This is a genomic window from Flavobacterium urocaniciphilum (genome assembly GCF_900110615.1).
GTDB classification, from domain to species: domain Bacteria; phylum Bacteroidota; class Bacteroidia; order Flavobacteriales; family Flavobacteriaceae; genus Flavobacterium; species Flavobacterium urocaniciphilum.
Genome location: NZ_FOEI01000001.1, coordinates 736991 through 760163 on the forward strand (window position 1 = coordinate 736991; position 23173 = coordinate 760163).

Annotated in this window: 26 protein-coding genes; 5 read left to right on the plus strand and 21 right to left on the minus strand. The window is 29.7% G+C overall.

Going from position 1 to position 23173, the window contains the following annotated elements; all coding sequences use genetic code 11:
* Nucleotides 1–102: 102 nt before the first annotated feature.
* Nucleotides 103–774 carry an ABC transporter ATP-binding protein gene (locus tag BMY86_RS03505; RefSeq protein WP_091465219.1) on the plus strand — a complete coding sequence of 224 codons (672 nt, stop codon included), beginning with the start codon at nt 103–105 and terminating at the stop codon, nt 772–774.
* A gap of 11 nt (nt 775–785) precedes the next feature.
* Nucleotides 786–1550, plus strand: coding sequence for a TIGR02757 family protein (locus BMY86_RS03510; RefSeq protein ID WP_091465220.1), 765 nt, complete (start codon nt 786–788; stop codon nt 1548–1550).
* A gap of 74 nt (nt 1551–1624) precedes the next feature.
* Here BMY86_RS03510 and BMY86_RS03515 read toward each other — a convergent pair whose 3' ends face one another.
* From BMY86_RS03515 to BMY86_RS03560, 10 genes are all read right to left on the minus strand, one after another.
* Nucleotides 1625–2128, minus strand: a complete 504-nt coding sequence (locus BMY86_RS03515) for a CAP domain-containing protein (RefSeq protein ID WP_177177113.1) — start codon at nt 2126–2128, stop codon at nt 1625–1627.
* Nucleotides 2129–2327: 199 nt separating this feature from the next.
* A complete protein-coding gene (gene pdxH, locus BMY86_RS03520; protein ID WP_091465226.1) occupies nt 2328–2969 on the minus strand; it encodes a pyridoxamine 5'-phosphate oxidase in 642 nt (213 codons plus the stop codon).
* Between the two features lie 102 nt (nt 2970–3071).
* On the minus strand, nt 3072–3977 hold the full coding sequence (locus tag BMY86_RS03525) for a ribonuclease Z (RefSeq protein ID WP_091465229.1): 906 nt from the start codon (nt 3975–3977) through the stop codon (nt 3072–3074).
* A 79-nt stretch (nt 3978–4056) separates the two neighbouring features.
* Nucleotides 4057–4389, minus strand: coding sequence for a ribonuclease Z (locus tag BMY86_RS03530; RefSeq protein WP_091465231.1), 333 nt, complete (start codon nt 4387–4389; stop codon nt 4057–4059).
* A gap of 67 nt (nt 4390–4456) precedes the next feature.
* Nucleotides 4457–5392, minus strand: coding sequence for an aspartate carbamoyltransferase catalytic subunit (locus tag BMY86_RS03535; RefSeq protein ID WP_091465234.1), 936 nt, complete (start codon nt 5390–5392; stop codon nt 4457–4459).
* Between the two features lie 25 nt (nt 5393–5417).
* Nucleotides 5418–5960 carry a bifunctional pyr operon transcriptional regulator/uracil phosphoribosyltransferase PyrR gene (gene pyrR, locus BMY86_RS03540; protein ID WP_091465236.1) on the minus strand — a complete coding sequence of 181 codons (543 nt, stop codon included), beginning with the start codon at nt 5958–5960 and terminating at the stop codon, nt 5418–5420.
* Between the two features lie 55 nt (nt 5961–6015).
* Complete coding sequence (locus tag BMY86_RS03545; protein WP_091465238.1) at nt 6016–6597, minus strand: Maf-like protein; 582 nt, start codon at nt 6595–6597, stop codon at nt 6016–6018.
* Nucleotides 6590–7546: a geranylgeranylglycerol-phosphate geranylgeranyltransferase gene (locus BMY86_RS03550; protein ID WP_091465240.1), complete on the minus strand. Its 957-nt coding sequence runs from the start codon at nt 7544–7546 to the stop codon at nt 6590–6592. Before BMY86_RS03550 ends, BMY86_RS03545 begins: the two co-directional genes overlap by 8 nt.
* Nucleotides 7547–7615: 69 nt before the next feature.
* Nucleotides 7616–8143: a KdsC family phosphatase gene (locus BMY86_RS03555; protein ID WP_091465244.1), complete on the minus strand. Its 528-nt coding sequence runs from the start codon at nt 8141–8143 to the stop codon at nt 7616–7618.
* Entirely contained in the window at nt 8127–8876 is a 750-nt protein-coding gene (locus BMY86_RS03560; protein WP_091465246.1) for a Rossmann-like and DUF2520 domain-containing protein, read from the minus strand. Before BMY86_RS03560 ends, BMY86_RS03555 begins: the two co-directional genes overlap by 17 nt.
* 117 nt (nt 8877–8993) lie before the next feature.
* On the opposite strand from BMY86_RS03560, the gene yaaA reads away from it, so the two are divergent.
* Nucleotides 8994–9752, plus strand: coding sequence for a peroxide stress protein YaaA (gene yaaA / locus BMY86_RS03565; RefSeq protein ID WP_091465249.1), 759 nt, complete (start codon nt 8994–8996; stop codon nt 9750–9752).
* A gap of 44 nt (nt 9753–9796) precedes the next feature.
* Here yaaA and BMY86_RS03570 read toward each other — a convergent pair whose 3' ends face one another.
* The 11 genes from BMY86_RS03570 to BMY86_RS03620 form a co-directional block, all read right to left on the minus strand.
* Nucleotides 9797–11392 (minus strand): MDR family MFS transporter, encoded by a 1596-nt coding sequence (locus BMY86_RS03570; RefSeq protein ID WP_091465252.1) that lies wholly within the window; start codon nt 11390–11392, stop codon nt 9797–9799.
* A 2-nt stretch (nt 11393–11394) separates the two neighbouring features.
* Entirely contained in the window at nt 11395–12474 is a 1080-nt protein-coding gene (locus BMY86_RS03575) for an HlyD family secretion protein (RefSeq protein ID WP_091465254.1), read from the minus strand.
* Between the two features lie 15 nt (nt 12475–12489).
* The gene (locus BMY86_RS03580; protein ID WP_091465256.1) at nt 12490–13773 is read right to left on the minus strand and encodes a TolC family protein; all 1284 of its coding nucleotides are present in this window, start codon (nt 13771–13773) and stop codon (nt 12490–12492) included.
* 2 nt (nt 13774–13775) lie between these two features.
* Nucleotides 13776–14390 carry a TetR/AcrR family transcriptional regulator gene (locus tag BMY86_RS03585; RefSeq protein ID WP_245745593.1) on the minus strand — a complete coding sequence of 205 codons (615 nt, stop codon included), beginning with the start codon at nt 14388–14390 and terminating at the stop codon, nt 13776–13778.
* Between the two features lie 155 nt (nt 14391–14545).
* Nucleotides 14546–15307 (minus strand): tryptophan synthase subunit alpha, encoded by a 762-nt coding sequence (trpA, locus tag BMY86_RS03590; protein ID WP_091465258.1) that lies wholly within the window; start codon nt 15305–15307, stop codon nt 14546–14548.
* A gap of 117 nt (nt 15308–15424) precedes the next feature.
* The gene (gene trpB, locus BMY86_RS03595; protein ID WP_091465614.1) at nt 15425–16609 is read right to left on the minus strand and encodes a tryptophan synthase subunit beta; all 1185 of its coding nucleotides are present in this window, start codon (nt 16607–16609) and stop codon (nt 15425–15427) included.
* Nucleotides 16596–17219: a phosphoribosylanthranilate isomerase gene (locus BMY86_RS03600; RefSeq protein WP_245745594.1), complete on the minus strand. Its 624-nt coding sequence runs from the start codon at nt 17217–17219 to the stop codon at nt 16596–16598. The genes trpB and BMY86_RS03600 overlap by 14 nt, the downstream gene beginning before the upstream one ends.
* A gap of 32 nt (nt 17220–17251) precedes the next feature.
* Nucleotides 17252–18034 carry an indole-3-glycerol phosphate synthase TrpC gene (gene trpC, locus BMY86_RS03605; RefSeq protein ID WP_091465265.1) on the minus strand — a complete coding sequence of 261 codons (783 nt, stop codon included), beginning with the start codon at nt 18032–18034 and terminating at the stop codon, nt 17252–17254.
* The gene (gene trpD / locus BMY86_RS03610) at nt 18034–19026 is read right to left on the minus strand and encodes an anthranilate phosphoribosyltransferase (protein WP_091465268.1); all 993 of its coding nucleotides are present in this window, start codon (nt 19024–19026) and stop codon (nt 18034–18036) included. The genes trpC and trpD overlap by 1 nt, the downstream gene beginning before the upstream one ends.
* Before the next feature lie 94 nt (nt 19027–19120).
* The gene (locus BMY86_RS03615) at nt 19121–19684 is read right to left on the minus strand and encodes an anthranilate synthase component II (protein ID WP_091465270.1); all 564 of its coding nucleotides are present in this window, start codon (nt 19682–19684) and stop codon (nt 19121–19123) included.
* A gap of 65 nt (nt 19685–19749) precedes the next feature.
* On the minus strand, nt 19750–21147 hold the full coding sequence (locus BMY86_RS03620) for an anthranilate synthase component I family protein (protein WP_091465272.1): 1398 nt from the start codon (nt 21145–21147) through the stop codon (nt 19750–19752).
* A gap of 234 nt (nt 21148–21381) precedes the next feature.
* Between BMY86_RS03620 and BMY86_RS03625 the strand changes: the two genes are divergently transcribed.
* Together BMY86_RS03625 and BMY86_RS03630 are read left to right on the plus strand one after the other, a co-directional pair.
* A complete protein-coding gene (locus tag BMY86_RS03625; RefSeq protein ID WP_091465274.1) occupies nt 21382–21921 on the plus strand; it encodes a Smr/MutS family protein in 540 nt (179 codons plus the stop codon).
* Between the two features lie 56 nt (nt 21922–21977).
* Nucleotides 21978–23099, plus strand: a complete 1122-nt coding sequence (locus BMY86_RS03630) for a cysteine desulfurase family protein (RefSeq protein ID WP_091465277.1) — start codon at nt 21978–21980, stop codon at nt 23097–23099.
* Nucleotides 23100–23173: the final 74 nt, after the last annotated feature.

Here is a 23173-nt window from a genome sequence, read left to right on the forward strand (position 1 = left end):
AATTTATATGATTTGATATACGATTTAACTTTACTTTTGGATTTGTATTCGTTTAGATTTTAATTTTCACTATTTCTTTGTTTCTTTGTACAAATTGATGTTATGATTAAAGCGACAAACATAAATAAACATTATGGTGATTTACATGTATTAAAAAATGTAAGTCTGCAAATTAATAAAGGTGAAATTGTTTCTATTGTTGGTGCTTCAGGTGCTGGAAAAACAACTTTACTTCAAATTTTAGGAACCTTAGATTTATTAGATAGAAAAGATAATATAAATAGCTCTTTAGACATTAATGAAACATCAATTATTGATTTAAAGGACAAAGAGTTATCTAAATTCAGAAACTTAAATTTGGGCTTTATATTTCAATTTCATCAATTATTACCGGAGTTTACAGCATTAGAAAATGTTTGTATTCCAGCATTCATAGCTAATAAACCAAAAAAAGAAACAGAAGCTGAAGCTAAAAAATTATTAGATTATTTAGGACTTTCGCACAGAATTAATCATAAACCAGGTGAACTTTCTGGAGGTGAACAACAACGTGTTGCAGTTGCAAGAGCTTTAATTAATAAGCCTGCTGTAATTTTTGCCGATGAACCATCTGGTAATTTAGATCATGTTACTGCTGAAAATTTACATCAGTTGTTTTTTAAATTACGTGATGAATTCGGTCAAACTTTCGTAATTGTTACGCATAACGAAGAATTAGCTAATATGGCTGATCGAAAATTAGTTATGGTTGATGGTGAAATAATTAGTCATTAATAGTTCTTTTAATGAATCAAACTGAACTAAAGGAATTTCTAGATGAAAAAGTTATTTTATACAATAACAAAAATTTCATAGAAACGGACCCTGTTCAAATTCCGCATTTATATTCCAACAAAGAAGATATTGAAATTGCAGGATTTCTTGCCGCAACAATAGCTTGGGGAAATAGGAAAATGATCATTAATAATGCTCACAAATTAATGGAATTAATGGGTAATTCTCCCTATGATTTCGTAATGCATCATAAAGAAAAAGATTTAGAAAATTTAGAAAATTTTGTGCATCGAACTTTTAATGGAACAGATGCTGTAACTTTTGTAAAAGCATTAAAACATATTTACACCTTTCATAATGGTTTAGAAACCATTTTTTCTAAACATATTGAACAAAATTCTACTCAAAAAAGCATTTCTGAATTTAAAAAAGCTTTTTTCGAAATTCCACATCCAATTCGTTCACAAAAACATATTTCTGATCCTTTAAATGGTTCTGCAGCTAAAAGAATCAATATGTATTTACGTTGGATGGTTAGAAACGATAATAATAGTGTGGATTTAGGAATTTGGAAAAACATACCCACTTCTGCCCTTTCTTGTCCGTTGGATGTTCATAGCGGAAATGTAGCTCGAAAATTAGATTTATTATCTCGTAAACAAAACGATGCAAAAGCCTTATTCGAATTAGACACTAACTTAAGACAACTTGATCCGATTGACCCTGTAAAATATGATTTCGCATTATTTGGTTTAGGCGTTTTTGAAGGTTTTTAATAAAAAAAAAGTCCTGATTTACATCAGGACTTTTCATTGTAACTAAAAACTAAACAATTAAACTATTATGAAAATCATTTTCTGATTAACATTAATGTATAATATTTTTTTCCTAATGAATCAGATTTTACTGCTAATCCATAGTGTGAATAAACTCCTTCTAAGTTTGCTTTGTGAGCTGGACTACTTAACCAACCATTTAATACACCTTCAGCAGTACTAAATCCTGATGCAACATTTTCACCAACCATTACAGCGCCTAATTGGTTAATTAAAGTAGCTTTTCTCGTTTCGAAATTATCATGACTTGCAGCTCCAGCAGAGATCATATAATCATCATGTGTAGAACCTAAGTATGAAATTTCTTCAATAATAGATAAAGCATTTAAACCTTTGCTTACTCTATATTGATTAACTAAATCTAAAACTTGAATTTCAAAAGATGAATTTACATATTTTTGTAAAGCTATTGTTGTTGTAGTTGATTCTGCTTCTGTGTTTTCAGTTGGGGAACATGACACTAAAGAAGTTAGTAAACTTAAAACTAAAACTACTTTTAAAAATGTGATATTTTTCATAACTAATCGATTAAGTGATTGATTTACAGGACAAATGTATGACATTTTAGATTAACAGCAAATAAAATCGATGAAATGCACTAAATTTTAACATTTTAACTTATTTATTATCAAATAGTTACGTTGTTTGTAAGAGAAAACATAAAAAAAATCCTAAGTGATTAACTTAGGATTAGAAATTGTTATATGTTTTTGATTATCAAGGAGATAGTCTTTCAATTTTCCAACTAAAATCTTCATTTAATTGATAGCGAATTCTATCATGCAAACGATTGGCTCTTCCTTGCCAAAATTCTACTTCAACAGGTTTAACTAAAAAGCCACCCCAATTTTCGGGACGTTTAATTTCTGAACCAGATAATTCAGTTTCTAATGTTTTTAGTTTTTCATCCAAAAATTCTCTAGAAGGAATGACTTCACTTTGATTAGAAACAATAGCGCCTAACTTACTTCCTTCAGGTCGAGAATCAAAATAATTATCTGAAACTACAGCAGTTGTTTTTTCAGCAATACCTTTAATTATTACTTGGCGTTCTAATATTGGCCAAAAGAATGATAAACAAATGTTTGGGTTTTGTTGAATAGCCTTTCCTTTTTCAGAATTATAATTGGTATAAAAAATAAATCCTTCTTCATTAAATTTTTTCAACAGAACTACTCTACTCTTTGGAAAACCGTCTAAACCAATTGAAGAAACAGTCATCGCATTAACTTCACCATCTTCTTGTTCTTCAGCTTCATAAAACCATTTATGAAACAATTGAATAGCATCTTCTGGAATTGTATTTTCTAACAATTCGCTTTTTTCGTATGATTTTCTATAATCGGATAAGTCTTTCATATTTTTTAAACGTGAAGTTTTTAATTAAAGTGAAAAAAATCTATAATGAATTAAAGCGCATTAGCTAAAAACGTTTCTATTCTTCTCATAATGTAATTGTTATTAAAATTCAAATTCTAAACCATCATCAGCTAATAAAACAGTATCAAAAATTTCATTGGCTTCTGTTCTGAATAATTCAATATTTCCGTAGCGTGTCGAATAATGACCTAATAATAAATTTTTAACTTCTGCTAATTTAGCAATATTCGCAGCTTGTTTAGCTGTAGTATGCATCGTTTTTTCCGCTAAATGACTTTCCGTTTCTAAAAAGGTGCTTTCATGATATAAAACAGTCACATTTTTAATAATCGGAACAATTTCTTCATCATAAATGGTATCGGAACAAAAGGCATAACTTTTGGCAACTTCTGGATCAAAAGATAATTCAGAATTAGGAATTACTCTTCCATCTTCCAAAGTAATATCGCCACCATATTTAATTTTATTATAATATACTTTGTCAATATCATAATTTAAAATGGCGTTAATATTCAGTTTTCGTTCTTTGTTTATTTCTTCAAACAAATAACCATTGGTATAAACTCTATGTTTTAATGGAATAGTTGTAACGCGAACTTTTTCATCTTCAAAAATAACTTCACTTTCTTTAGAAGTTAATTCATGAAAAAATAAATTATATGAAGTATAAGCGTTTCCGAGTTTTAAAAGCAATAAAATTGCTTCTTTAATGCCTTTCGGACCATAAATATGTAAATCTTTTTCTCTTCCTAAAAGCATGAAAGTAGAAATAAGTCCGATTAATCCAAAGAAATGATCGCCGTGTAAGTGAGAAATAAAAACATGTTCTATTTGAGAAAACTTAATTTTATGCTTACGAAGTTGCACTTGAGTTCCTTCTCCACAATCAATTAAGAACATTTTATTTTTAATTTCTAAAACTTGTGAAGTCGGATTTGTTATTGTTCTTGGAGTTGCAGCGTAACAGCCTAAAATTTTTACTTTCATTTTATGTTTGTGGTTTGTGATTTGTGGTTAGTTGTAAACGATTTTAACAATAAACAAAAAACTACAAACTGTAAAAATTTTAGAATCCTAAATCGCGTTCAATTTCTTCCATTTCAATAATATCTTGCGCTTCTAATAGTGAAGGTACAATATTTAAAGAAGCTGGAGCGTTATTAAAATCAACATTTTCAGCAACAATCACGAAAGACTTTTTGTTTTTTTTATGTGTTTTAGATAAGTCAGAAAATTTCTTTAAACAACTCAAATCAAATGACTTATCATGTGTTACATCAATAATTAAATTAACTGACTTATAAGAATTATATTGCGTAGTTAGTTTTTCTAAAAACGCATCGAAAGTACTTTCAGTATCTTTTATTGTTGTTGTATGTCCTTTTTGTTCTACTTTCATATTCTAATTCTTTTTATGTTCAAATTTTGAATTTACTAAAAATACAAAATTCCATTTAAACTTTAAGTTACAATCTATTCTTAATCTTACTCGCTAATAAATATATTACCGCCATTCTTACCGCTACTCCATTTTCTACCTGATCTAAAATTACAGAATGGTTTCCATCGGCAACATCTGAAGTAATTTCAACACCACGGTTAATTGGACCCGGATGCATTACCACAATTTCTTTATTCAGGTTGTTTAATATTTCATTTGTTAACCCGAATTGTTGTGTGTATTCGCGAGTATTTGGAAAATAACTTACATCTAATCTTTCATTTTGAACACGTAACATATTAGCTACATCACACCATTCTAACGCTTTAATTAAATTTGGTTCGTAAGTTACTCCTAAAGAATTAATGTATTTTGGAATCAATGTTTTTGGTCCGCAAACCTTAACTTCAGCACCTTGCATTTGTAGTGCGAAAATATTAGAAAGCGCTACTCTACTGTGTAAAATATCTCCAACAATAACAATCTTTTTTCCAGCAACTTCTCCTAATTTTTCTCTTATTGTATAACTATCTAATAATGCTTGTGTTGGATGTTCATGAGCACCATCTCCAGCATTTACAATACTTGCGTTTACATGTTGTGACAAAAAATGAGCTGCACCTGGCGAGCTATGTCTCATAACCACCATATCCACTTTCATGGCTAAGATATTGTTAACCGTATCAATTAAAGTTTCTCCTTTTTTAACAGACGATTGCGCAGAAGAAAAACTCATTACATCTGCAGAAAGTCTTTTTTGAGCTAATTCGAAAGATAACTTAGTTCTTGTACTGTTTTCAAAAAAGATATTTGCAATAGTTATATCACTAAGCGAAGGAACTTTTTTTATGGGTCTATTAATTACTTCTTTGAACTGATCGGCAGTTTCAAGAATTAAATTAATATCGTTCTTGTTAATGTATTTTATTCCTAGTAAATGATTGACGCTTAATTCTTTCATTTTAGTGTTGTGTTGTTGTTGTTTCTTATTTTTTTATGTCAATGTAAACGGCATCTTCTCCATCATTTTCCGCCCATTTCACCAATACTTTCTCATTGTTAATGGCATCAACTTGTCGACCTCTATAATCGGGTTGAATCGGTAAATCACGACTAAAACGTCTATCTATTAAAGTTAAAAGTTCAATAGATTTTGGTCTTCCAAACGATTGAATTGCTGTTAAAGCTGCACGAATACTTCTACCAGTATATAATACATCATCAATAAATACGACATTTTTATCTTCTACTAAAAAATCGATTTGTGTTTGATTGGCTTCGAATGGTTTTTCACTTCTTCTAAAGTCGTCTCTAAAGAATGTGATGTCTAATAATCCTAATTTTAAATCGGAAATATTATATTCTTCTTTAAGAATTTTAGTTAATCTATTGGCTAAAAAAGTACCTCTTGGTTGAATTCCTATAAGAATTGTATTTGAAAAATCGAGGTGTTTTTCGATTAATTGACAAGCTAATCGATGTAAAATGATATTGACTTCTTTGGTATTGAGCAATATTTTTTGACTCATATTTCTTATGTGTTGTGTTGACAAATATACATCAAAAATTCCAATTTTTTACAACTTAGAATTTCATTAATTCTTGATATAGTTTATGTGTGGGTAATCCTACTACATTTGCATAACTTCCTTCTATTTTTTCAATAGCTACTAATCCAATCCATTCTTGTATTCCGTAAGAACCCGCTTTATCGTATGGTTTATAATTATCCAAATAATATTTAATTTCTTCTGAAGATAAATTTGCAAAAGTTACCAACGTTTCATCAAAGAAAACGACTTCTTTTTCAATCGTTTTGATACAAACTGAAGTAATTACTTTATGTGTTTTTCCAGACATTTCTGTAATCATATCAAAAGCATCATTAAAATCTTTTGGTTTTCCTAATGCTTTATCATTCAACCAAACTATAGTATCTGAAGTAATTAAAATATCATTTTGTTTTAAATCATCTGTAAATGCTGAAGCTTTTAATTTTGCTAAGAAATTAGTAATTTCAGAATCTTTTAAATGTTCAGGATAAATTTCTTCAATATCTTTTAATTGAATTTCGAAATCTACATCTAATTCCTTAAGAAATTGCTGCCTTCTAGGCGAACCCGAAGCTAATATAATACGATGATTTTTAAACTTTTCTTTAAGCATATTTCATTGAAACTAAAATTACAACTAACGATAAAATAGTTGTAAGCATAATTAATTTTAACAGTTTACTTAAAAATGTAAAATCTTGTTTTGCTTCAGCTTTCCATAATTTAAATGCACAAAACAATAATGGCGCAATCATGAATACAATGAAATAACCAAATGCATAATTATTATGAGTTAAATTAGCGAAAATATAATATGATAAAAACACGATTAAACCAGCAATAGCAACTAAAGACACATATTTTGCAATATTGGTTCCATAAGAAGTTGCAACTGTTGTTATACCGTATTCATTATCACCTTCAAAATCTTCAATAGTTTTAATAATTTCTCTAGCAAAATGAAGTATGAAAGCAAATATTGCATAATCTAAAAGTATAGAATAAATTCTTTTCATAGTATCTGCATTACCATCATACATTGAAGGATATAAATCGAAAAAGATAATGATGATGATACTAAACGCAGCCAATAATCCAATAACGGCATTTCCTAAAAATGGAATTTGTTTTAAACCATTTGAATACGCATATAATAATACCGAACAAATGATAAAAGCACCTGCAAATGAAGGATGTTGAATTACGCGACTTAAATAAAACCCGATTCCAACACCAATAATATTTAATGCAAAATACAGATTATAAGCTGTTTTTTCTGTGATGTAAGTTCCAACAACAACATTTTCTGGTTTATTAACCAAATCGATATCTCTATCAAAAATATTATTAATAACATAACCACCAGCCATAATACAAATTGTTGCTAATACCATTAATCCATATTGCCAGTCGGCTAAAGATTGCCAATTCGACAACGATTGTTGTTCACCCATGGCATCTCTAAAATCAATATGATTTAAAAATCCGTATCTAACAATTAATTGCATAAAAGCAACCATTAAAATATTCTCTATGCGTATAAGTTTTAAGTAATGTTTCATTTTTTTGTCATTGCGAGGAACAAAGCAATCTTTCTTCCTCTTATTATTTTTTATTAATATTCTTTTTTCTTAAAAAAACTTAGCGTCAAAATCGTCCATCCAAGTTCCTTGTACTTTCATAACTTGTTCAATAACATCGCGAACGGCTCCTTTTCCACCATTTGCATGCGAAATATATTTACTGATTCCTTTTATTTCTGGAACGGCATCTTGAGGACAAGTTGGTAATCCTACTTTTTGCATGACTAAATAATCCGGAATATCATCACCCATGTATAACACTTCATCATGTTTGATTTGGTAACCGTCACAAAATTCATAAAACTTTTCTACTTTATCTGGAGCGGCTAAATATATATCTTTAATACCTAAATTTTGTAAACGAACGCGAACACCTTCATTACTTCCACCTGAAATAATACAAACCGGATACCCTTTATCTACTGCAGCTTTCATGGCATAACCGTCTTTAATATTCATTTGACGAAGCAATTGACCGTCTTCAGAAATATGTACGGTTCCGTCAGTTAAAACACCATCTATATCAAAGATAAATGCTTTAACATCATTCATTAATTCTTTATAACTTTTCGACATTTTGTATGGAATTAGTCAAGATTTTATATATTTCTTTTTGAGTTGAATCGGTTAGAAAATCGATATGTTTTTCAATTGTTTTTGAATCTTTTCTTAAAGCTGGTCCAGTTTGCGCTTCTTCTGGAGAAAGCGTTTTGATTTTTTCTGCCGTTTCTTCAATTAAAGGTTGCAAGATATGAAATGGAATGTTGTTTTCTTTGCAAATTTCTGAACCTATATGATACAAATGATTCACGAAATTACACACAAAAACAGCCGAAACATGTAACGCTTTACGTTGATTTCCATCAATTTTATTTACTGATTTGGAAATGGTTTTGGCTAATTTTTCTAAAATTTCATAATCAGTTTCCTTTTCTGTTTCTAAACAAATTGGAATTTCATTAAAATCAACTTCTTTATGTTTAGAAAATGTTTGTAGAGGATAAAAAACGCCACGTTTATTTTTAGCGTTAAGTACATCAAAATTAGTACTTCCAGAAGTATGAACCACTAACCTATTTTCAAAAGGCAATTGATCTGATACAGAAGCAATAGCGTTATCTGACACACAAATGATATATACATCAGCTTCTGAAATTTGAGTAAAATCAGAAATTTGAATATTCGATGGAAAATCATTTGAAAAAGTTCTTGAAAAAACCTGAACCACTTCTACATCAGGAACTTTGGAAAAAGCCTGAAATAAATGTGTTGACACGTTTCCGGAACCAATCAGCATTACTTTTATCATGTTGCGAAGTTAAACATTACCATTGGCAATAACAATATCATAATTTAAATTTTTTATAATTAAGTATACTTTAAATCCAAGCTATTGTTTTATTTTTGAAAAAAATCTGAAACACAAATGAAAATCGTAATATCGCCTGCCAAATCTTTAAATTTAGAAAAAGAAATCCCAACTCAATTATATACGGAATCTAACTTTTTAAATAAAGCAGAAACCATTCAAAAGACTTTAAAAAAGAAAAAGCCAAAACAATTAATGGAATTAATGGATATTTCTGAAAAGTTAGGCGATTTAAATTGGCAACGCAATCAGGATTGGCAATTACCCTTTACACCTGAAAATGCTAGACCTGCCGTTTATACTTTTGATGGCGATGTATATTTAGGTTTAGATGTTTATTCGTTACCTTTAGAAAAACTAGACGATTTACAAGATAAATTGCGAATTCTTTCGGGTTTATACGGCTTATTAAAACCATTAGATTTAATGCAAGCGTATCGTTTGGAAATGGGAACTTCGATAAAAATTGGAACCAAGAAAAACTTATATGAATTTTGGAAAAAAACAATTACTGATGCTTTAAATTCTGAATTGGAAAAAGATGAATTATTTGTGAATTTAGCAAGTAACGAATATTTTTCAGTCGTTGATGTAAAAAAATTAAAAGTTCCTGTAATTACTCCAGAATTCAAAGATTATAAAGACGGAAAATTAAAAATGATTTCGTTTTTTGCTAAAAAAGCGAGAGGTTTAATGGTTCGTTATATTATTGATACCAACGCCAAAACTATAGAAGATTTAAAAGGATTCAATTACGAAGGTTATGCTTTTGACAGTAATTTATCAGAAGGAAATAAATTAGTATTTACAAGATAAAAAAAATCCCAATCGAATGATTGGGATTTTTTTGAATATATTTTTTAGTGCATGGCTTCACTAATATTGACTTTATTCTTATTGTTTTTGATTAAAAGTATTACGGGAATACAAACTAAAAACAACACACCCAAATACAAGAATATATCCATATATGACAAGACTGTACTTTGTTTCATTACACTCATATCTAAAACTTTATGAGCTTTATCCAATGCTTCATTAGCACTAAAACCTTTAGCCATAAATCCGTGTTGCATTTGTGTAATCCTGTCTTGAACTTGCGTTTTCGTAGCATCAATATTTGCAATTAAATTTACACGATGCTCTTGTGTAAAACGGGCAATAAATGTGGTGATAATTGCAATACCAAATGAACCACCTAATTGTCGCATCATTCCAGTAAATGCAGCACCTTCACCTATACTCTTCCCTTTTAAAGTTGATAAGGATAACGTTGTAATAGGTACGAATAACAAACCTAAACCTAATCCTCTAATAATTAAAGGCCAATACATGTATTCTTCTCCTGTATCTGGTGTCATAACGTTATACATCCAAAACGTAAAGAAAAAGAACATTAAAAATCCAATTGCTACTAAATATTTTTGCGGCACACCTTTTTGTAATAATTGTCCAATTATAGGCATCATGAAAGCAGTCATCAATGAACTTGGAATTAAAAGTAAACCTGCATCAGTAGCGGTCCAACCTAAAATCGATTGCGTATAAATTGGGATGATAAATGTAGAACCGTACAATCCGAATCCCATAATGAAACTCAAAATAGTTCCCACTCGTAAATTCGTATCTTTTAAAACTTTCAGATTAACAACTGGATATTTATAAGTTAATTGTCGCCAAACAAAGAAAAACAAACTGAAGAAACTTATTGTACTTAATGTAATAATTGTTCCATCGTTAAACCAATCATCTTGCTGACCGTGTTCTAAAACATATTGTAACGATCCAATAAATCCGGCTAAAGAAATAATACCAAACCAATCTACTTGATTAGCGCTTAATTTTTCTCCGTATTTCGGACTTTTAACATATCTCAACGTTAATAAGGCCGCAATAATTCCAATTGGTATATTGATATAAAATATATAAGGCCAAGAATACGTATCTACTAAATAACCTCCTAATGGCGGACCTAAAGTTGGACCTACAATTACTCCCATTCCGTAAATTGCTTGTGCCATTCCGCGTTTTGCCACAGGATAACTTTCTGTAATTATGGTTTGAGAAGTTACCAATAATGCTCCGCCACCTAAACCTTGAATAAATCTAAAGATGATTAATTCCCATATATCTGTTGCATTTCCACATAAGAAAGAAGCAACTGTAAAGATGATAATGGATGCCGCAAAATAATTTCTTCTTCCAAATTGTTGAGACAACCAACTAGTCATTGGAATTACAATAACATTTGCAATTGCGTAAGCGGTAATAACCCAAGCAACATCTGTTAAAGTAGCACCAAGACTTCCACGCATATCATTTAAAGCAACATTTACAATTGTAGTATCAACAATTTCTAAAAGCGCACATAAGACTGCCGTGATAGTGATTATGACTCTGTTAAAGCCATATTCAACTAAGCTATCATCTTGCGTATTTGTTGTAGTTGCACTCATAATTAATTTAAATGTACATCAACTTCTACATTCATTCCTGAACGTAGTAATTTGATTTTATCTTGAGCATTTTTAGCTGTTAATGTTATTTTTACAGGTAAACGTTGAACTGTTTTAACGAAGTTACCAGTTGCATTATCTGGTGGTAATAAAGAAAAACGAGAACCAGTTGCTGGAGAAAATGAAGCAATTGAACCTTCAAATTTATCATCAGGAAAAGCATCAGCTTTAATTTCTACAATCTGACCTAATTTCATTTTATTTAATTGCGTTTCTTTAAAATTTGCAACAACCCAAACTTCTTCTGAATTAATAATATAAAATAAAGATTGACCTGGTTGAACTAATTGTCCAGGTTGTAAATCAATGGCAGAAACTTGTCCGTTTGTTGCAGCTGTAACAACTGTATATTTTAAATTTAATTGTGCGGCTTCTAAAGCAGCTTTTGCTCTTTCAATATTTGCAGCTGCAACTGAAGTTTGTTTTTGAGAAACATTTGTTCTAGTAACTGCAACATTTTTTTGATAATCGTTAGCGCTTTTTTGTTGCTTCATCATTTTTAATTGAGTTTCAGCTTCTTGTTTTGCCGCTAAAGCTTGCTCATATTGTTGTTTTGTAATCGATTTGTTTTTGTATAAATTTTCAAATCTTTCGAAATCATTTGTGGCTCTCCATAATCTGATTTGAGCTGATTCGATATTATTAATTGATGATTTTGCATTAGCATCACTTACTGCCACTGTTCCCTGAGCAGTTCCAACATCTGCTTTAGATACTTCAAAAGAACTTTCAGCTGCTAATAAAGCTGCTTTAGCTTCTTCAACTTTAACTAAATAATCGCTATTGTCAATTACAAACAAAGTATCTCCTTTTTTAACTTGCTGATTATCTTTTACATAAACTTTATTTATATAACCTGTAACTCTTGGAATAATTGGAGTCATGTTTTGCTCTATTTGCGCATCGTCTGTAGTTTCATGTGAAAGTGAATGCATGTATTTATATCCGCCATATATTCCACCTAAAGTAACTAATCCTATTAGTAAGAATGTGAATTTTTTATTGGTTTTCTTTTTTTCCATGATATTGTATATTTTTTAATTTAATGATTGTGTTAATTTTCCTTTTTGAAATTCTAATTCATAATATTTCTGTAATATTTCCGAAGTAGAAATAGCATAATTTATTTTCGCTTGTAATTGTTCAACGTTCGCTTCTAAAAGATCGTTTGTGTTTGATAAACCGTTATTGTATTTATCTAAAACAATTCTATAATTCTCTTCTGCTTGAAATTGTGCCTTTTGATAAACTGCTTTTTGTTTGATGGCTAAATTGTAATTCTCTGTAGCTTCTTGAACTTCTTCCGTAATTTTTTCGTTTAAAATTGCAATTTGATTTTCAACTTCTAAAGCTTGACTTTTAGCCTTTTCTACATTTTTTTTGTTTTTGAAAATAGAAGAAAGATCATATGAGATTCCTGCTCCAAAATTCATGGCATTGGTAACAGTCAACGCATTTTTAACATCTAAAGCGATATAACCTCCAATTAAATTAAAAGATGGATAGTAATTCCCTTTTGCAATTTTAATGTTGGTTTGAGCTGCTTGCTGATGAAAACTTAAGGCTTCTAAATCCTTTCTTTGAACTGAATTATCGGTAGCAACTTTTAAAGAAGAAAAATCTTCTTCTGAAATTTTAATTTTTGTTCCTTCCGCTAATTGTAAAAAGTTGACTAATTGAAAATTTAATACTGCATTATTTTTTTTAATAGTTTCAAGCGATAATTCAATATTCGATTCTTGCAATTGAGCTTTTAATAAATCGTTATGTGCTAACAAGCCGTTATCTTCCAAAGCTTGAAAATCGACAACTCGTTGGTGAGCACTTTTCAAATTATCTTCCGTTAACACAATCATTTGTTGTGTTTTATACAATCCGAAATACAATTGAGTCACATATAAAGCAATTTGTTCTTTAGTATGTTGCGCATTACTCACTTCTGCAAAATTTAAATTTTGAGAAGCTTTAATTCCGTTTTGAATTTTAAAACCATTAAAAACAGGAACAGTAACATTTGCCTGACCAATCATTAATTGATTAATGTCTACTCCTCCACCAGACCCTTGAATTAAATTACCTTTTACATCTGCTTTAGTTAGTTTGAAAAACTGTCCAGAAACTGAAGCACTTGGCAATTGATTATTTTTAACTGTTTTAACATCCCATTCAGAAGTTTTTACCTTTGTATCTGCTAAAATAGCCTGATTACTTTTAGTAATTCCGATGTTGATTGCTTCCTTTAATGAAAGCGTTTTATTTTCTTGAGCGTAATTAAACCCAAAAGAAAATAAGGCGAAAATTATAAATTTATTGATATTCATTTTTATTTGATTAACATTCCTAATACTACATTTGTTATTTCTTCTTTGAAATCATTAAGCATGTATTTTTCAAATTCTACTTCATCTTTCAAATTCATCATTTCGATATAAAACTTTTTATTATTATGAATTTGAGAGAATGTTCCAATCACTAATGCTGGAATTAATAATGAATTACAGTTGGCTTTAAAAACACCAGCTTTTTGGCCTTCAGCAATAATGTTTTCAAGAAGTAATAAGTTTTTCTTTTTTATTTCAGAGAAAGCGGAGAAGTCGCAAGCGCGTTTCTGATTTACAATTTCAAAATGTATGATTTGATAAAAATCTTTGTTTTGAAATAATTTCGTAACATATAATGCTACAAATTTTTTAATTTTTTCTATTGGAGTAATTTCTTCAAACTGTAAGTTTTCCAAAATCATTCTAAAACCAGAAACACGATAAAGTACAATTGCTTCCAGTAATTTTTCTTTTGAACCAAAATAATAAGAAACCATAGCAACATTAATATCTGCAGCTTTAGCAATATCTCTAATTGATGTACCATCAAAGCCTTTTTCAGCAAAAAGTTTTAAGGAAACATTTAAGATTTCTATTTGTTTTGAATTATAGTCCATAATCTTAACTTTTAAATTCTGGACAAAATTAAACAATCGTTTAATTTAAACAATCGTTTAATTTAATTTTAACATTCTATTAACAAAACAAAAAACAAACTATAGAAATAAAAAAAACCTGACAAAGCCAGGTTTTACAACTAAACATAAAAAATTTATATAATAAAATTAATAAAGTTGGGGATCTTTTCAATTGAATTATCTTTTAAGAATTTTATAAAAGCACTACCAATTATTGCTCCTTTTTGATGTAAAGTTGCTTGCTTAAAAGTTTCTTTGTTAGAAATTCCAAAACCAACAATTTGTGGATTCTTTAAATTTAGATTTGAAATTCTTTTGAAGTAATTTAGTTGCTCTTCTCCAAAACCAGATTGACTTCCAGTAACAGCAGCAGTACTTACCATATAAATAAAACTATCGGAAATTGAATCAATTTCTGTGATTCGCTCGTTTGAAGTTTGTGGGGTGATCAAAAACACGTTTTTTAGATTATGCTTTACGAAAATCGATTGGTATTCAGAAAGGTATTCATCTATAGGTAAATCTGGGATAATTAAGCCATCAATGCCAATTTCATTACATTTTTTACAAAACTCTTCTACTCCAAATTGCATAATCGGATTAAAATATCCCATAATCAATAAAGGAATTTTTACAGTATTCCGAATATTTGTTAATTGTTCGAACAGTAATTGGGTTGTCATACCATTTTGTATCGCAATAGTTGAACTTTCTTGAATTGTTGGTCCATCTGCTAACGGATCGGAAAAAGGCAAACCAATTTCAATCATATCTACTCCGCTTTTTTCTAATTGTTCTATTATTGAAACAGTATCGTTTACATTTGGATATCCAGCTGTAAAATAAATCGATAGCAATTTTTTATTTTCTTGTAATTTTTGATTGATTCTATTCATGTTTATATTTTTTTTTACCGCAAAGACGCGATGTTTTGCACAAGGTTCGCAAAGATTAAAAATCATTTAAAAGTCATAGCGAGCTTTGCGACTCACTTTGCGTGCCTTGCGGTTAAATTAAAAATTAAAGTAATTGATATAGGTATTCAAATCTTTATCACCACGCCCCGATAAATTAATTACCACAATATCTGTTGGATTGAATTGCTTTTTATCCAAAACAGCAAAAGCGTGAGCCGTTTCTATCGCTGGAATAATGCCTTCAAGATTACAAATTTCCAATCCGGCTTTCATAGCATCCTCATCAGTAATTGCAATAAATTCGGCACGTCCAACATCATTCAAATGAGCATGTAATGGCCCAACTCCAGGATAATCTAATCCCGCAGAAATAGAATATGGTTCAGTTATTTGTCCGTCATCTGTTTGCATCAATAACGTTTTACTTCCATGTATAATTCCGATTTTTCCTAAAACAGAAGTTGCGGCACTTTCACCAGAATCAACACCATGTCCGGCTGCTTCAACAGCAATTAAACCAACATGTTCATCATCTAAAAATTCATAAAAAGCACCAGCAGCATTACTTCCTCCACCCACACAAGCAATTACATAATTTGGAAATTTAGTTCCTTCTTGAGTATGTAATTGTGATTTTATCTCTTTTGAAATTATACTTTGAAATTTAGCAACCATGTCAGGATAAGGATGAGGTCCGACTACAGAACCAATAATATAAAATGTATCTGTTGGGTTGTTAATCCAATCTCGAATGGCCTCATTTGTAGCGTCTTTTAAGGTTTTTGAACCTGATATAGCTGGACGAACTTCCGCTCCTAACATTTTCATACGCGCTACATTTGGCGCTTGTCGTTCAATGTCAATTTCGCCCATATATACAATACATTTTAATCCCATTAAAGCACAAACAGTTGCAGTTGCCACACCATGCTGCCCTGCTCCTGTTTCAGCGATGATTCTAGTTTTTCCTAATCGTTTTGCTAATAAAATTTGACCAATAGTATTGTTTATTTTATGAGCACCAGTGTGACATAAATCTTCTCTTTTCAAATAGATTTTTGCATTGTATTTTTCAGATAATCGTTTAGCAAAATATAATGGAGTTGGCCTTCCCACATATTGCTCCAACAAATTCAGGTATTCTTCCTGAAAGCTTGATTCTGCTATAATTGAAAGATATTGAATGCGCAATTCTTCCACATTTGGATATAACATTTCTGGTATAAATGCGCCTCCAAATTTTCCATAAAACCCTTTTTCAGAAACTTTAAACTGACTCATATAGTTGTGTTTTAAATTGTTGTAATTTTTCTTTGTTTTTAAATCCTGCTTCAAGTTCAAATTGACTATTCACATCAATTCCATAACAATATTGCGATACTGGTTGTTCTAAAAATGCTATGATATTAGAAACATCCTCTAAACCAATTCCACCACTTAAAAAATAGGGTTTGTTTAGATGATATTTATCTAGAATTTTCCAATTGAATTTTATACCATTACCACCTAATAATTTTCCTTTCGTATCAAATAAAAAATAATCAACAAATTGAAAATCATTCAGTAAAGAAAAATCAAATAAATCATCAATTGAAAATGATTTTATTATTTTTATATTTAATTGATTTTCTGATAGTTGATTGTTTAAATCTAAACAATAACTTTTAGATTCGTTTCCGTGTAATTGAATGAAATTCAAATTGAATTTACTTATCTTTTTAATGATTTCTTCAGGACTTTCATTCACAAAAACACCCACTTTTTGAATCGATTTTGGAATAAGAATTATAGTATCTTCTAAATAATTTCTAACGGAATTATCATAGAAAATGAATCCTAAAAAATCGGGTTCCAAATGAGCAATTTCCTGAATGTTTTCTGAAAACTTCATACCACATATTTTGAGTTTTAAATTGGAGTTTTTCATGACAATTGCTTTATAAAATTATTCACTGCTAAACCAGGATTATCTGTTTTCATAAAGTTTTCCCCAATTAAAAATCCTTGATAACCAAATTGTTGCAATTCTTGCACATCAGAAACAGTTGAAATACCACTTTCAGAAACTTTAATAAATTCTTTTGGTATTAATTCGGCTAGTTCTTTACTATAATTTAAACTGACATCAAAGGTTTTTAAATTTCTATTGTTTACACCAATCATATTCAAACTAGGCATTATGGCTTTTTGCAATTCTTCTTCGTTATGTACTTCTAACAACACTTCCAACCCTAATGATTGTGCAAATTCTGATAAATGTTTAATTTCTTGTCGACTTAATACCGCAGCTATTAAAAGAATTACATCTGCTCCATGAGCTTTAGCTTCCAATAATTGGTATTCATCTATAATAAATTCTTTTCGTAATAATGGAATCGAAACGGATGCTCGCGCTAATAATAAATCGTCTAAACTTCCACCGAAATATTTCATATCCGTTAAAACCGAAATCCCACAAACTCCAGCATTTTGATAGCCTTTTACCACTTCTTCAACCGCAAATGAAGAATTAATTGTTTGCTTTGAAGGCGACTTTCTTTTATGCTCTGCAATAATTCCGGATGATGAATTTTGCAATAATTTGCTTAACGAATTGGTTCTAGAATTAAATAAACCTGTATTTTCTAATTGAGAAATAGTTACAATTGATTTTTTCAATGCTACTTCTCTCCTTTTATCTGATATAATTTTATCTAAAATTGTCATTAGTTACTTAATTTAATTAGTGTGTTTAATTTTGCAAGTGCCTGTTTTCCATATAAACTTTCTTTTGCTTTTTCCAATGAATCGGAATAACTCAATTCTGAAATCGTTTGAATAGCTAGTGCAGAATTAACCAATACCACATTATTTTGAGCTTCTGAGCCTTCGCCTTTTAATATTTTATGGAATATTTTAGCAGAATCTTCTACTGTATTTCCTCCTTTTATTTCAGATAAATGTATTTTGTTAAATTGAAAATCTATAGGAAAATTAATGGTTTCGGTATCGTTTGTGATGATTTTGACAGTATCTGTTAATGAAACCTCGTCGAAACCTTCCAAACCATGAAGAATTGCATATTTTGTATTCGTTTTTTGATATAAATATGCATACATACGGGCCAATTCCAAACTAAAAACACCTACCATTTGAAATTTAGGAAAAGATGGATTAACCATTGGTCCGAGCATATTGAAAAAAGTTTTTACACCTAAATCTTTTCGAACTGGCGCTACATTTTTCATTGCTGGATGAAATAAAGGCGCATGAAGAATAGCAATATTAGCATCTTCCAAACATTGAGTTAAAAAGTCTTGATTATTGGAAAATTTCACACCCATTTGTTCCATTACATTACTAGAACCAGAAATTGAAGAAACGCCATAGTTACCATGTTTTGCGACTTTATATCCTGCACCTGCAACAATAAAAGATGATAAAGTTGAAATATTAAAAGTATCCTTACCATCACCACCTGTTCCGCACAAATCGATAGTATCATAGGCTGAAAAATCGACTGGAACACAAAGTTCTTGTAAGGCTTCACGGAAACCTGAAAGTTCATCAATAGTTATGTTTCGCATCATGTATACAGTTAAAAAAGCTGCAATTTGATGCGAATTACAAGTTCCGTTAGAGATTTCAATTAATGTATTTTTAGCTTCTTCTTTGGAAAGAATTTCGTGATTGATTAATCGGTTTATTATATTTTTCATGTTATTATATTTTTAAAATTAGACATAAGTTGGGCTGTACTTCACTGATTTATAATCAATAAAGCAACTTAATTAGCGAATATGTAGTTGATTGCTAGTGGCTAAGCCAATTTTCTAGAATTTTTTTCCCGTGTGGAGTCAATACGCTTTCTGGATGATATTGCACACCTCGAACATCGTAAACACTATGCTTTATCGACATAATTTCTCCATTTTCATCTGTAGAAGTGATGATTAAATTTTGAGGAAAATTTTCGTTTGAAATAACCCAAGAATGGTAACGACCTACTTCCATTTCATTTGGTAAATCATTGAAAATAAAATCATCTTCAGTTTTAGTAACTTTTGTTGCAACACCATGATAGACTTTATCCAAATTAGTTAAAGTTCCTCCAAAAACTTCACCAATTGCTTGCAATCCTAAACAAACACCAAAAATACTTTTTGATTTTGCATAGGTTTTAATCACATCTTTTAATAAACCAGCTTCATCTGGAATTCCTGGACCGGGAGATAAAAGGATTTTTTCAAATGATTCTAATTCTTTTAATTCAAATTCATCATTTCTAAAAACAGTAACTTCTGCTCCTAAATCTTCCAAATAGTGAACTAAATTGTATGTAAAACTATCGTAATTATCTATAACTGCTATTTTCATGTTTTTTAAATAAAGACACTTCGACAAGCTCAGTGTGACATTAAATTAATTATTTTCTTTTGAAATTAAATTGTTTCTGCTAAATCTAATGCTTTTTGTAAAGCTCCTAACTTATTATAAACTTCTTGCATTTCATTTTCTTCTGAAGAACTTTCTACAATTCCAGCTCCAGCCTGAAAATATAATTTATGGTTTTTACTCAAAAAAGAACGAATCATAATGGCGTGATTGAAATTCCCATTAAAGTCCATAAAACCAATTGCTCCGCCATAAAAACTTCTGTTCGTTTGTTCGATTTCTTCAATTAATTCCATGGCTTTAACTTTCGGAGCACCTGTTAAAGTTCCAGCAGGAAACGTATTGGCGACTAAGTTCATAAAATTATTAGAATTTTTCAATTTTCCTGTCACTTTTGAAACCAAATGAATCACATGAGAAAAAAATTGTACTTCTTTATATTTTTGTACTTGAACTTCATTACAATTTCGACTCAAATCGTTTCGAGCTAAATCTACCAACATCACATGTTCACTATTTTCTTTAGCATCTTCTGCAAGTTTTTTAGCTAATAAAGCATCTTCTTCGTCATTTCCTGTACGTTTAAAAGTTCCAGCTATTGGATGAATTTCAGCCATATTATCATTTATAACAATTTGAGCTTCAGGTGATGAACCAAATATTTTATAATTTCCATAATCAAAATAAAACAAATAGGGAGACGGATTAATACTACGTAACGCTCTATAAACATTGAACTCATCACCTTTAAATTCTTGAGAAAAACGTCTAGACAAAACCAATTGAAACACATCACCCCGCATACAATGTTTTTTCGCTAACGCTACATTTTCTTTGAATTGATCATCTGTTAAATTGGAAACAACTTCATTTTCCTTTTTAAAATTATAAGAAGCAAAGTTTTTACTTTGTAATAACAATTCAATTTCAGCAATATTATTTTCATCATTTAAAGAATTACAGAAAATATAAGCTTCATTATTAAAATGGTTTATTGCAATTACATTTTGATACACAGCATATTGAATCAACGGAATTTCGTTTTCTTTTGACTTTTCTTTAATATTGATTTTCTCGAAATATTGAATAGCATCGTAAGAAATATACCCAAATAGTCCGTTATGAATAAATTTAAACGTATCCGATTCTACTAAGAATTGTTGTGAAAATTGAGATAATTCATTTACAACATTAGTATTGTTGATTTCAGTCTTTACAATAGTATTATCGGGATATTGTTTGACAATACAATTGTTTTCAATACTAAAATGAGCAATTGGATTAAAACAGATATATGAAAAACTATTATCATTCGCATGATAATCAGAACTTTCTAATAATATACTATTAGGAAATTTATCTCTTATTTTTAAATAAACACTAACTGGCGTAAAAGTGTCGGCTAGTATTTTTTTAGATTTTGTATGTAATTGATATTTGTTCATTTTGTTGAGTTTAGAAAATAAAAAAAGGCTTGTCGTGATTGACAAGCCTTTTAAGTATATGGTTATATTAATACTATAGAGGATCTGCTCACGACGTTTGACGTAAGTTAATCCACCACCAAGTATTTTGAATTCTGTTCTTCATTATGGGACAAATGTATATAGTTGTATTTTAATTACCAAATTAAATTTGAATTATTTAATTTTGAACCCGATTTAAATTAGAAAGAATAAATGAATATAGGAGACGTTGTACAAGTATTAGACGACAATTTGGAAGGCAAAATTGTGGAAATAAAAAACGATAAAATTTTTATTGAAACAGTTGATGGTTTTCATCTATCCTATTCTCCAAAAGAACTAATTGTTATTTCATCCGATGCTCCTAAAATCAACTTTGATGTTAGTGTTTCTAGGGTTTTAGCTGAAAAAGAAATTCCTAAAAAGAAGACTTCCGTTTTAACAAAAATCAGCAAAAAAGAACAAATGGTTTTTGAAGTTGATTTACATCTTGAAAAAATAATTACTGGAAGAAATCAGAATTTAACTAACTTCGATAAATTAAACATTCAATTAGAAGAAGCAAAACGCGCTATGGATTTTGCTATTTCAAAACGATACAACCGAGTGGTTTTAATACATGGTGTTGGCGATGGTGTCTTAAAATCGGAATTAGAATATCTATTAAAAAGATACGAAAATATTGTAATTCAAGAAGCAAAATATAGTCGATACGGATTAGGAGCTATGGAGATTTACATCAAACAAAATTAATTAAAAAAAATAACTTAGTAATTTATTAAAGATTGCTTCGTTCCTCACAATGATACATGAAAAAAATATATTTAGATAACGCCGCAACTACACCTTTACGCCCTGAAGTTATTCAAACGATTATCAATACGTTAGAAAATGATTTTGGAAATCCATCTTCAACACATAGTTTTGGAAGAAGCGGAAAAACAAATGTTGAAACAGCAAGAAAAACAATCGCAAAACATTTAAATTGTTCGGCACAAGAAATCATTTTTACTGCTAATGCTACAGAAGCTACCAATTGGATTTTAAGAGAAATGGTTAAAAACCATAACATAAAAAAAATCATTACAAGTAAAATTGAGCATCACGCTACTTTATATACTGTTTTAAACTTACAGAAAGAATTTGGAATCGATGTTGAGTATGTAAAAGTATTACCAAATGGAACATTAGATTTATTCGATTTAGAAAGAAAATTAGATAGTGAAATTCCAACTTTAGTAACTTTAATGCATGTGAATAATGAAATTGGAACAGTATTAGATTTAGATCGCGTGACTTCTATTTGCCAGAAGTATCAAGCAGTTTTTCATTGTGATACCGTACAATCTATTGGAAAAGTAAAAATAGATTTAGATAAAACACCTATTGATTTTTTAGTGGCAAGCGCACATAAATTTCACGGTCCGAAAGGAATTGGTTTTGCCTTTATCAGAAAAAATAGAATCATGCAACCAATGTTATTTGGGGGTGAACAAGAAAAAGGATTACGAGCAGGAACTGAAGCCGTTCATCAAATTGCCGGAATGGCAAAAGCCTTTGATTTAGCGCATGAATTTTTAACTGAAGAAACAGATTATATAACTGATTTAAAAAGATATTGTATTGAACAATTACACAATAATTTTGAAGGAATTGTTATTAATGGAGAAAATACGTTTTATAATATTTTAAATGTGTTATTACCTTTTTCAGAAGAAAAAACAGCAATGATATTATTCAATTTAGACATGAAAGGAATTGCGGTATCAAGAGGAAGTGCTTGTCAGAGTGGTAGTGTAAAACCTTCACATGTATTAGCCGAATTTTTATCGGAAGAAAACACAAAGAAACCTTCTTTAAGAATATCGTTTAGTCATTATAACACAAAAGAAGAAATTGATATTTTTATTGAAAGTTTAAAAACTATATAAAAAAAAAGAGTTCAAAATTGAACTCTTTTTTTATGTTTTACAAAAATCAGGCTGTCTAAAGAGTCTCGAAAACC

Excerpts from the sequence above, each read along its gene's own strand:
- BMY86_RS03575 (WP_091465254.1), bottom strand. The coding sequence starts at position 12,474 with ATGGAAAAAAAGAAAACCAATAAAAAATTCACATTCTTACTAATAGGA.
- BMY86_RS03620 (WP_091465272.1), bottom strand. The coding sequence starts at position 21,147 with ATGAACAAATATCAATTACATACAAAATCTAAAAAAATACTAGCCGAC.
- pyrR (WP_091465236.1), bottom strand. The coding sequence starts at position 5,960 with ATGAGTCAAAAAATATTGCTCAATACCAAAGAAGTCAATATCATTTTA.
- yaaA (WP_091465249.1), top strand. The coding sequence starts at position 8,994 with ATGAAAATCGTAATATCGCCTGCCAAATCTTTAAATTTAGAAAAAGAA.
- BMY86_RS03550 (WP_091465240.1), bottom strand. The coding sequence starts at position 7,546 with ATGAAACATTACTTAAAACTTATACGCATAGAGAATATTTTAATGGTT.
- BMY86_RS03615 (WP_091465270.1), bottom strand. The coding sequence starts at position 19,684 with ATGAAAATAGCAGTTATAGATAATTACGATAGTTTTACATACAATTTA.
- BMY86_RS03525 (WP_091465229.1), bottom strand. The coding sequence starts at position 3,977 with ATGAAAGTAAAAATTTTAGGCTGTTACGCTGCAACTCCAAGAACAATA.
- BMY86_RS03510 (WP_091465220.1), top strand. The coding sequence starts at position 786 with ATGAATCAAACTGAACTAAAGGAATTTCTAGATGAAAAAGTTATTTTA.
- BMY86_RS03580 (WP_091465256.1), bottom strand. The coding sequence starts at position 13,773 with ATGAATATCAATAAATTTATAATTTTCGCCTTATTTTCTTTTGGGTTT.
- BMY86_RS03630 (WP_091465277.1), top strand. The coding sequence starts at position 21,978 with ATGAAAAAAATATATTTAGATAACGCCGCAACTACACCTTTACGCCCT.
- trpB (WP_091465614.1), bottom strand. The coding sequence starts at position 16,609 with ATGAGTCAGTTTAAAGTTTCTGAAAAAGGGTTTTATGGAAAATTTGGA.
- trpA (WP_091465258.1), bottom strand. The coding sequence starts at position 15,307 with ATGAATAGAATCAATCAAAAATTACAAGAAAATAAAAAATTGCTATCG.
- trpD (WP_091465268.1), bottom strand. The coding sequence starts at position 19,026 with ATGAAAAATATAATAAACCGATTAATCAATCACGAAATTCTTTCCAAA.
- BMY86_RS03530 (WP_091465231.1), bottom strand. The coding sequence starts at position 4,389 with ATGAAAGTAGAACAAAAAGGACATACAACAACAATAAAAGATACTGAA.
- BMY86_RS03505 (WP_091465219.1), top strand. The coding sequence starts at position 103 with ATGATTAAAGCGACAAACATAAATAAACATTATGGTGATTTACATGTA.
- BMY86_RS03600 (WP_245745594.1), bottom strand. The coding sequence starts at position 17,219 with ATGAAGTTTTCAGAAAACATTCAGGAAATTGCTCATTTGGAACCCGAT.
- BMY86_RS03555 (WP_091465244.1), bottom strand. The coding sequence starts at position 8,143 with ATGTCGAAAAGTTATAAAGAATTAATGAATGATGTTAAAGCATTTATC.
- BMY86_RS03570 (WP_091465252.1), bottom strand. The coding sequence starts at position 11,392 with ATGAGTGCAACTACAACAAATACGCAAGATGATAGCTTAGTTGAATAT.
- BMY86_RS03535 (WP_091465234.1), bottom strand. The coding sequence starts at position 5,392 with ATGAAAGAATTAAGCGTCAATCATTTACTAGGAATAAAATACATTAAC.
- BMY86_RS03585 (WP_245745593.1), bottom strand. The coding sequence starts at position 14,390 with ATGGACTATAATTCAAAACAAATAGAAATCTTAAATGTTTCCTTAAAA.
- pdxH (WP_091465226.1), bottom strand. The coding sequence starts at position 2,969 with ATGAAAGACTTATCCGATTATAGAAAATCATACGAAAAAAGCGAATTG.
- BMY86_RS03560 (WP_091465246.1), bottom strand. The coding sequence starts at position 8,876 with ATGATAAAAGTAATGCTGATTGGTTCCGGAAACGTGTCAACACATTTA.
- BMY86_RS03545 (WP_091465238.1), bottom strand. The coding sequence starts at position 6,597 with ATGCTTAAAGAAAAGTTTAAAAATCATCGTATTATATTAGCTTCGGGT.
- BMY86_RS03625 (WP_091465274.1), top strand. The coding sequence starts at position 21,382 with ATGAATATAGGAGACGTTGTACAAGTATTAGACGACAATTTGGAAGGC.
- BMY86_RS03515 (WP_177177113.1), bottom strand. The coding sequence starts at position 2,128 with ATGAAAAATATCACATTTTTAAAAGTAGTTTTAGTTTTAAGTTTACTA.
- trpC (WP_091465265.1), bottom strand. The coding sequence starts at position 18,034 with ATGACAATTTTAGATAAAATTATATCAGATAAAAGGAGAGAAGTAGCA.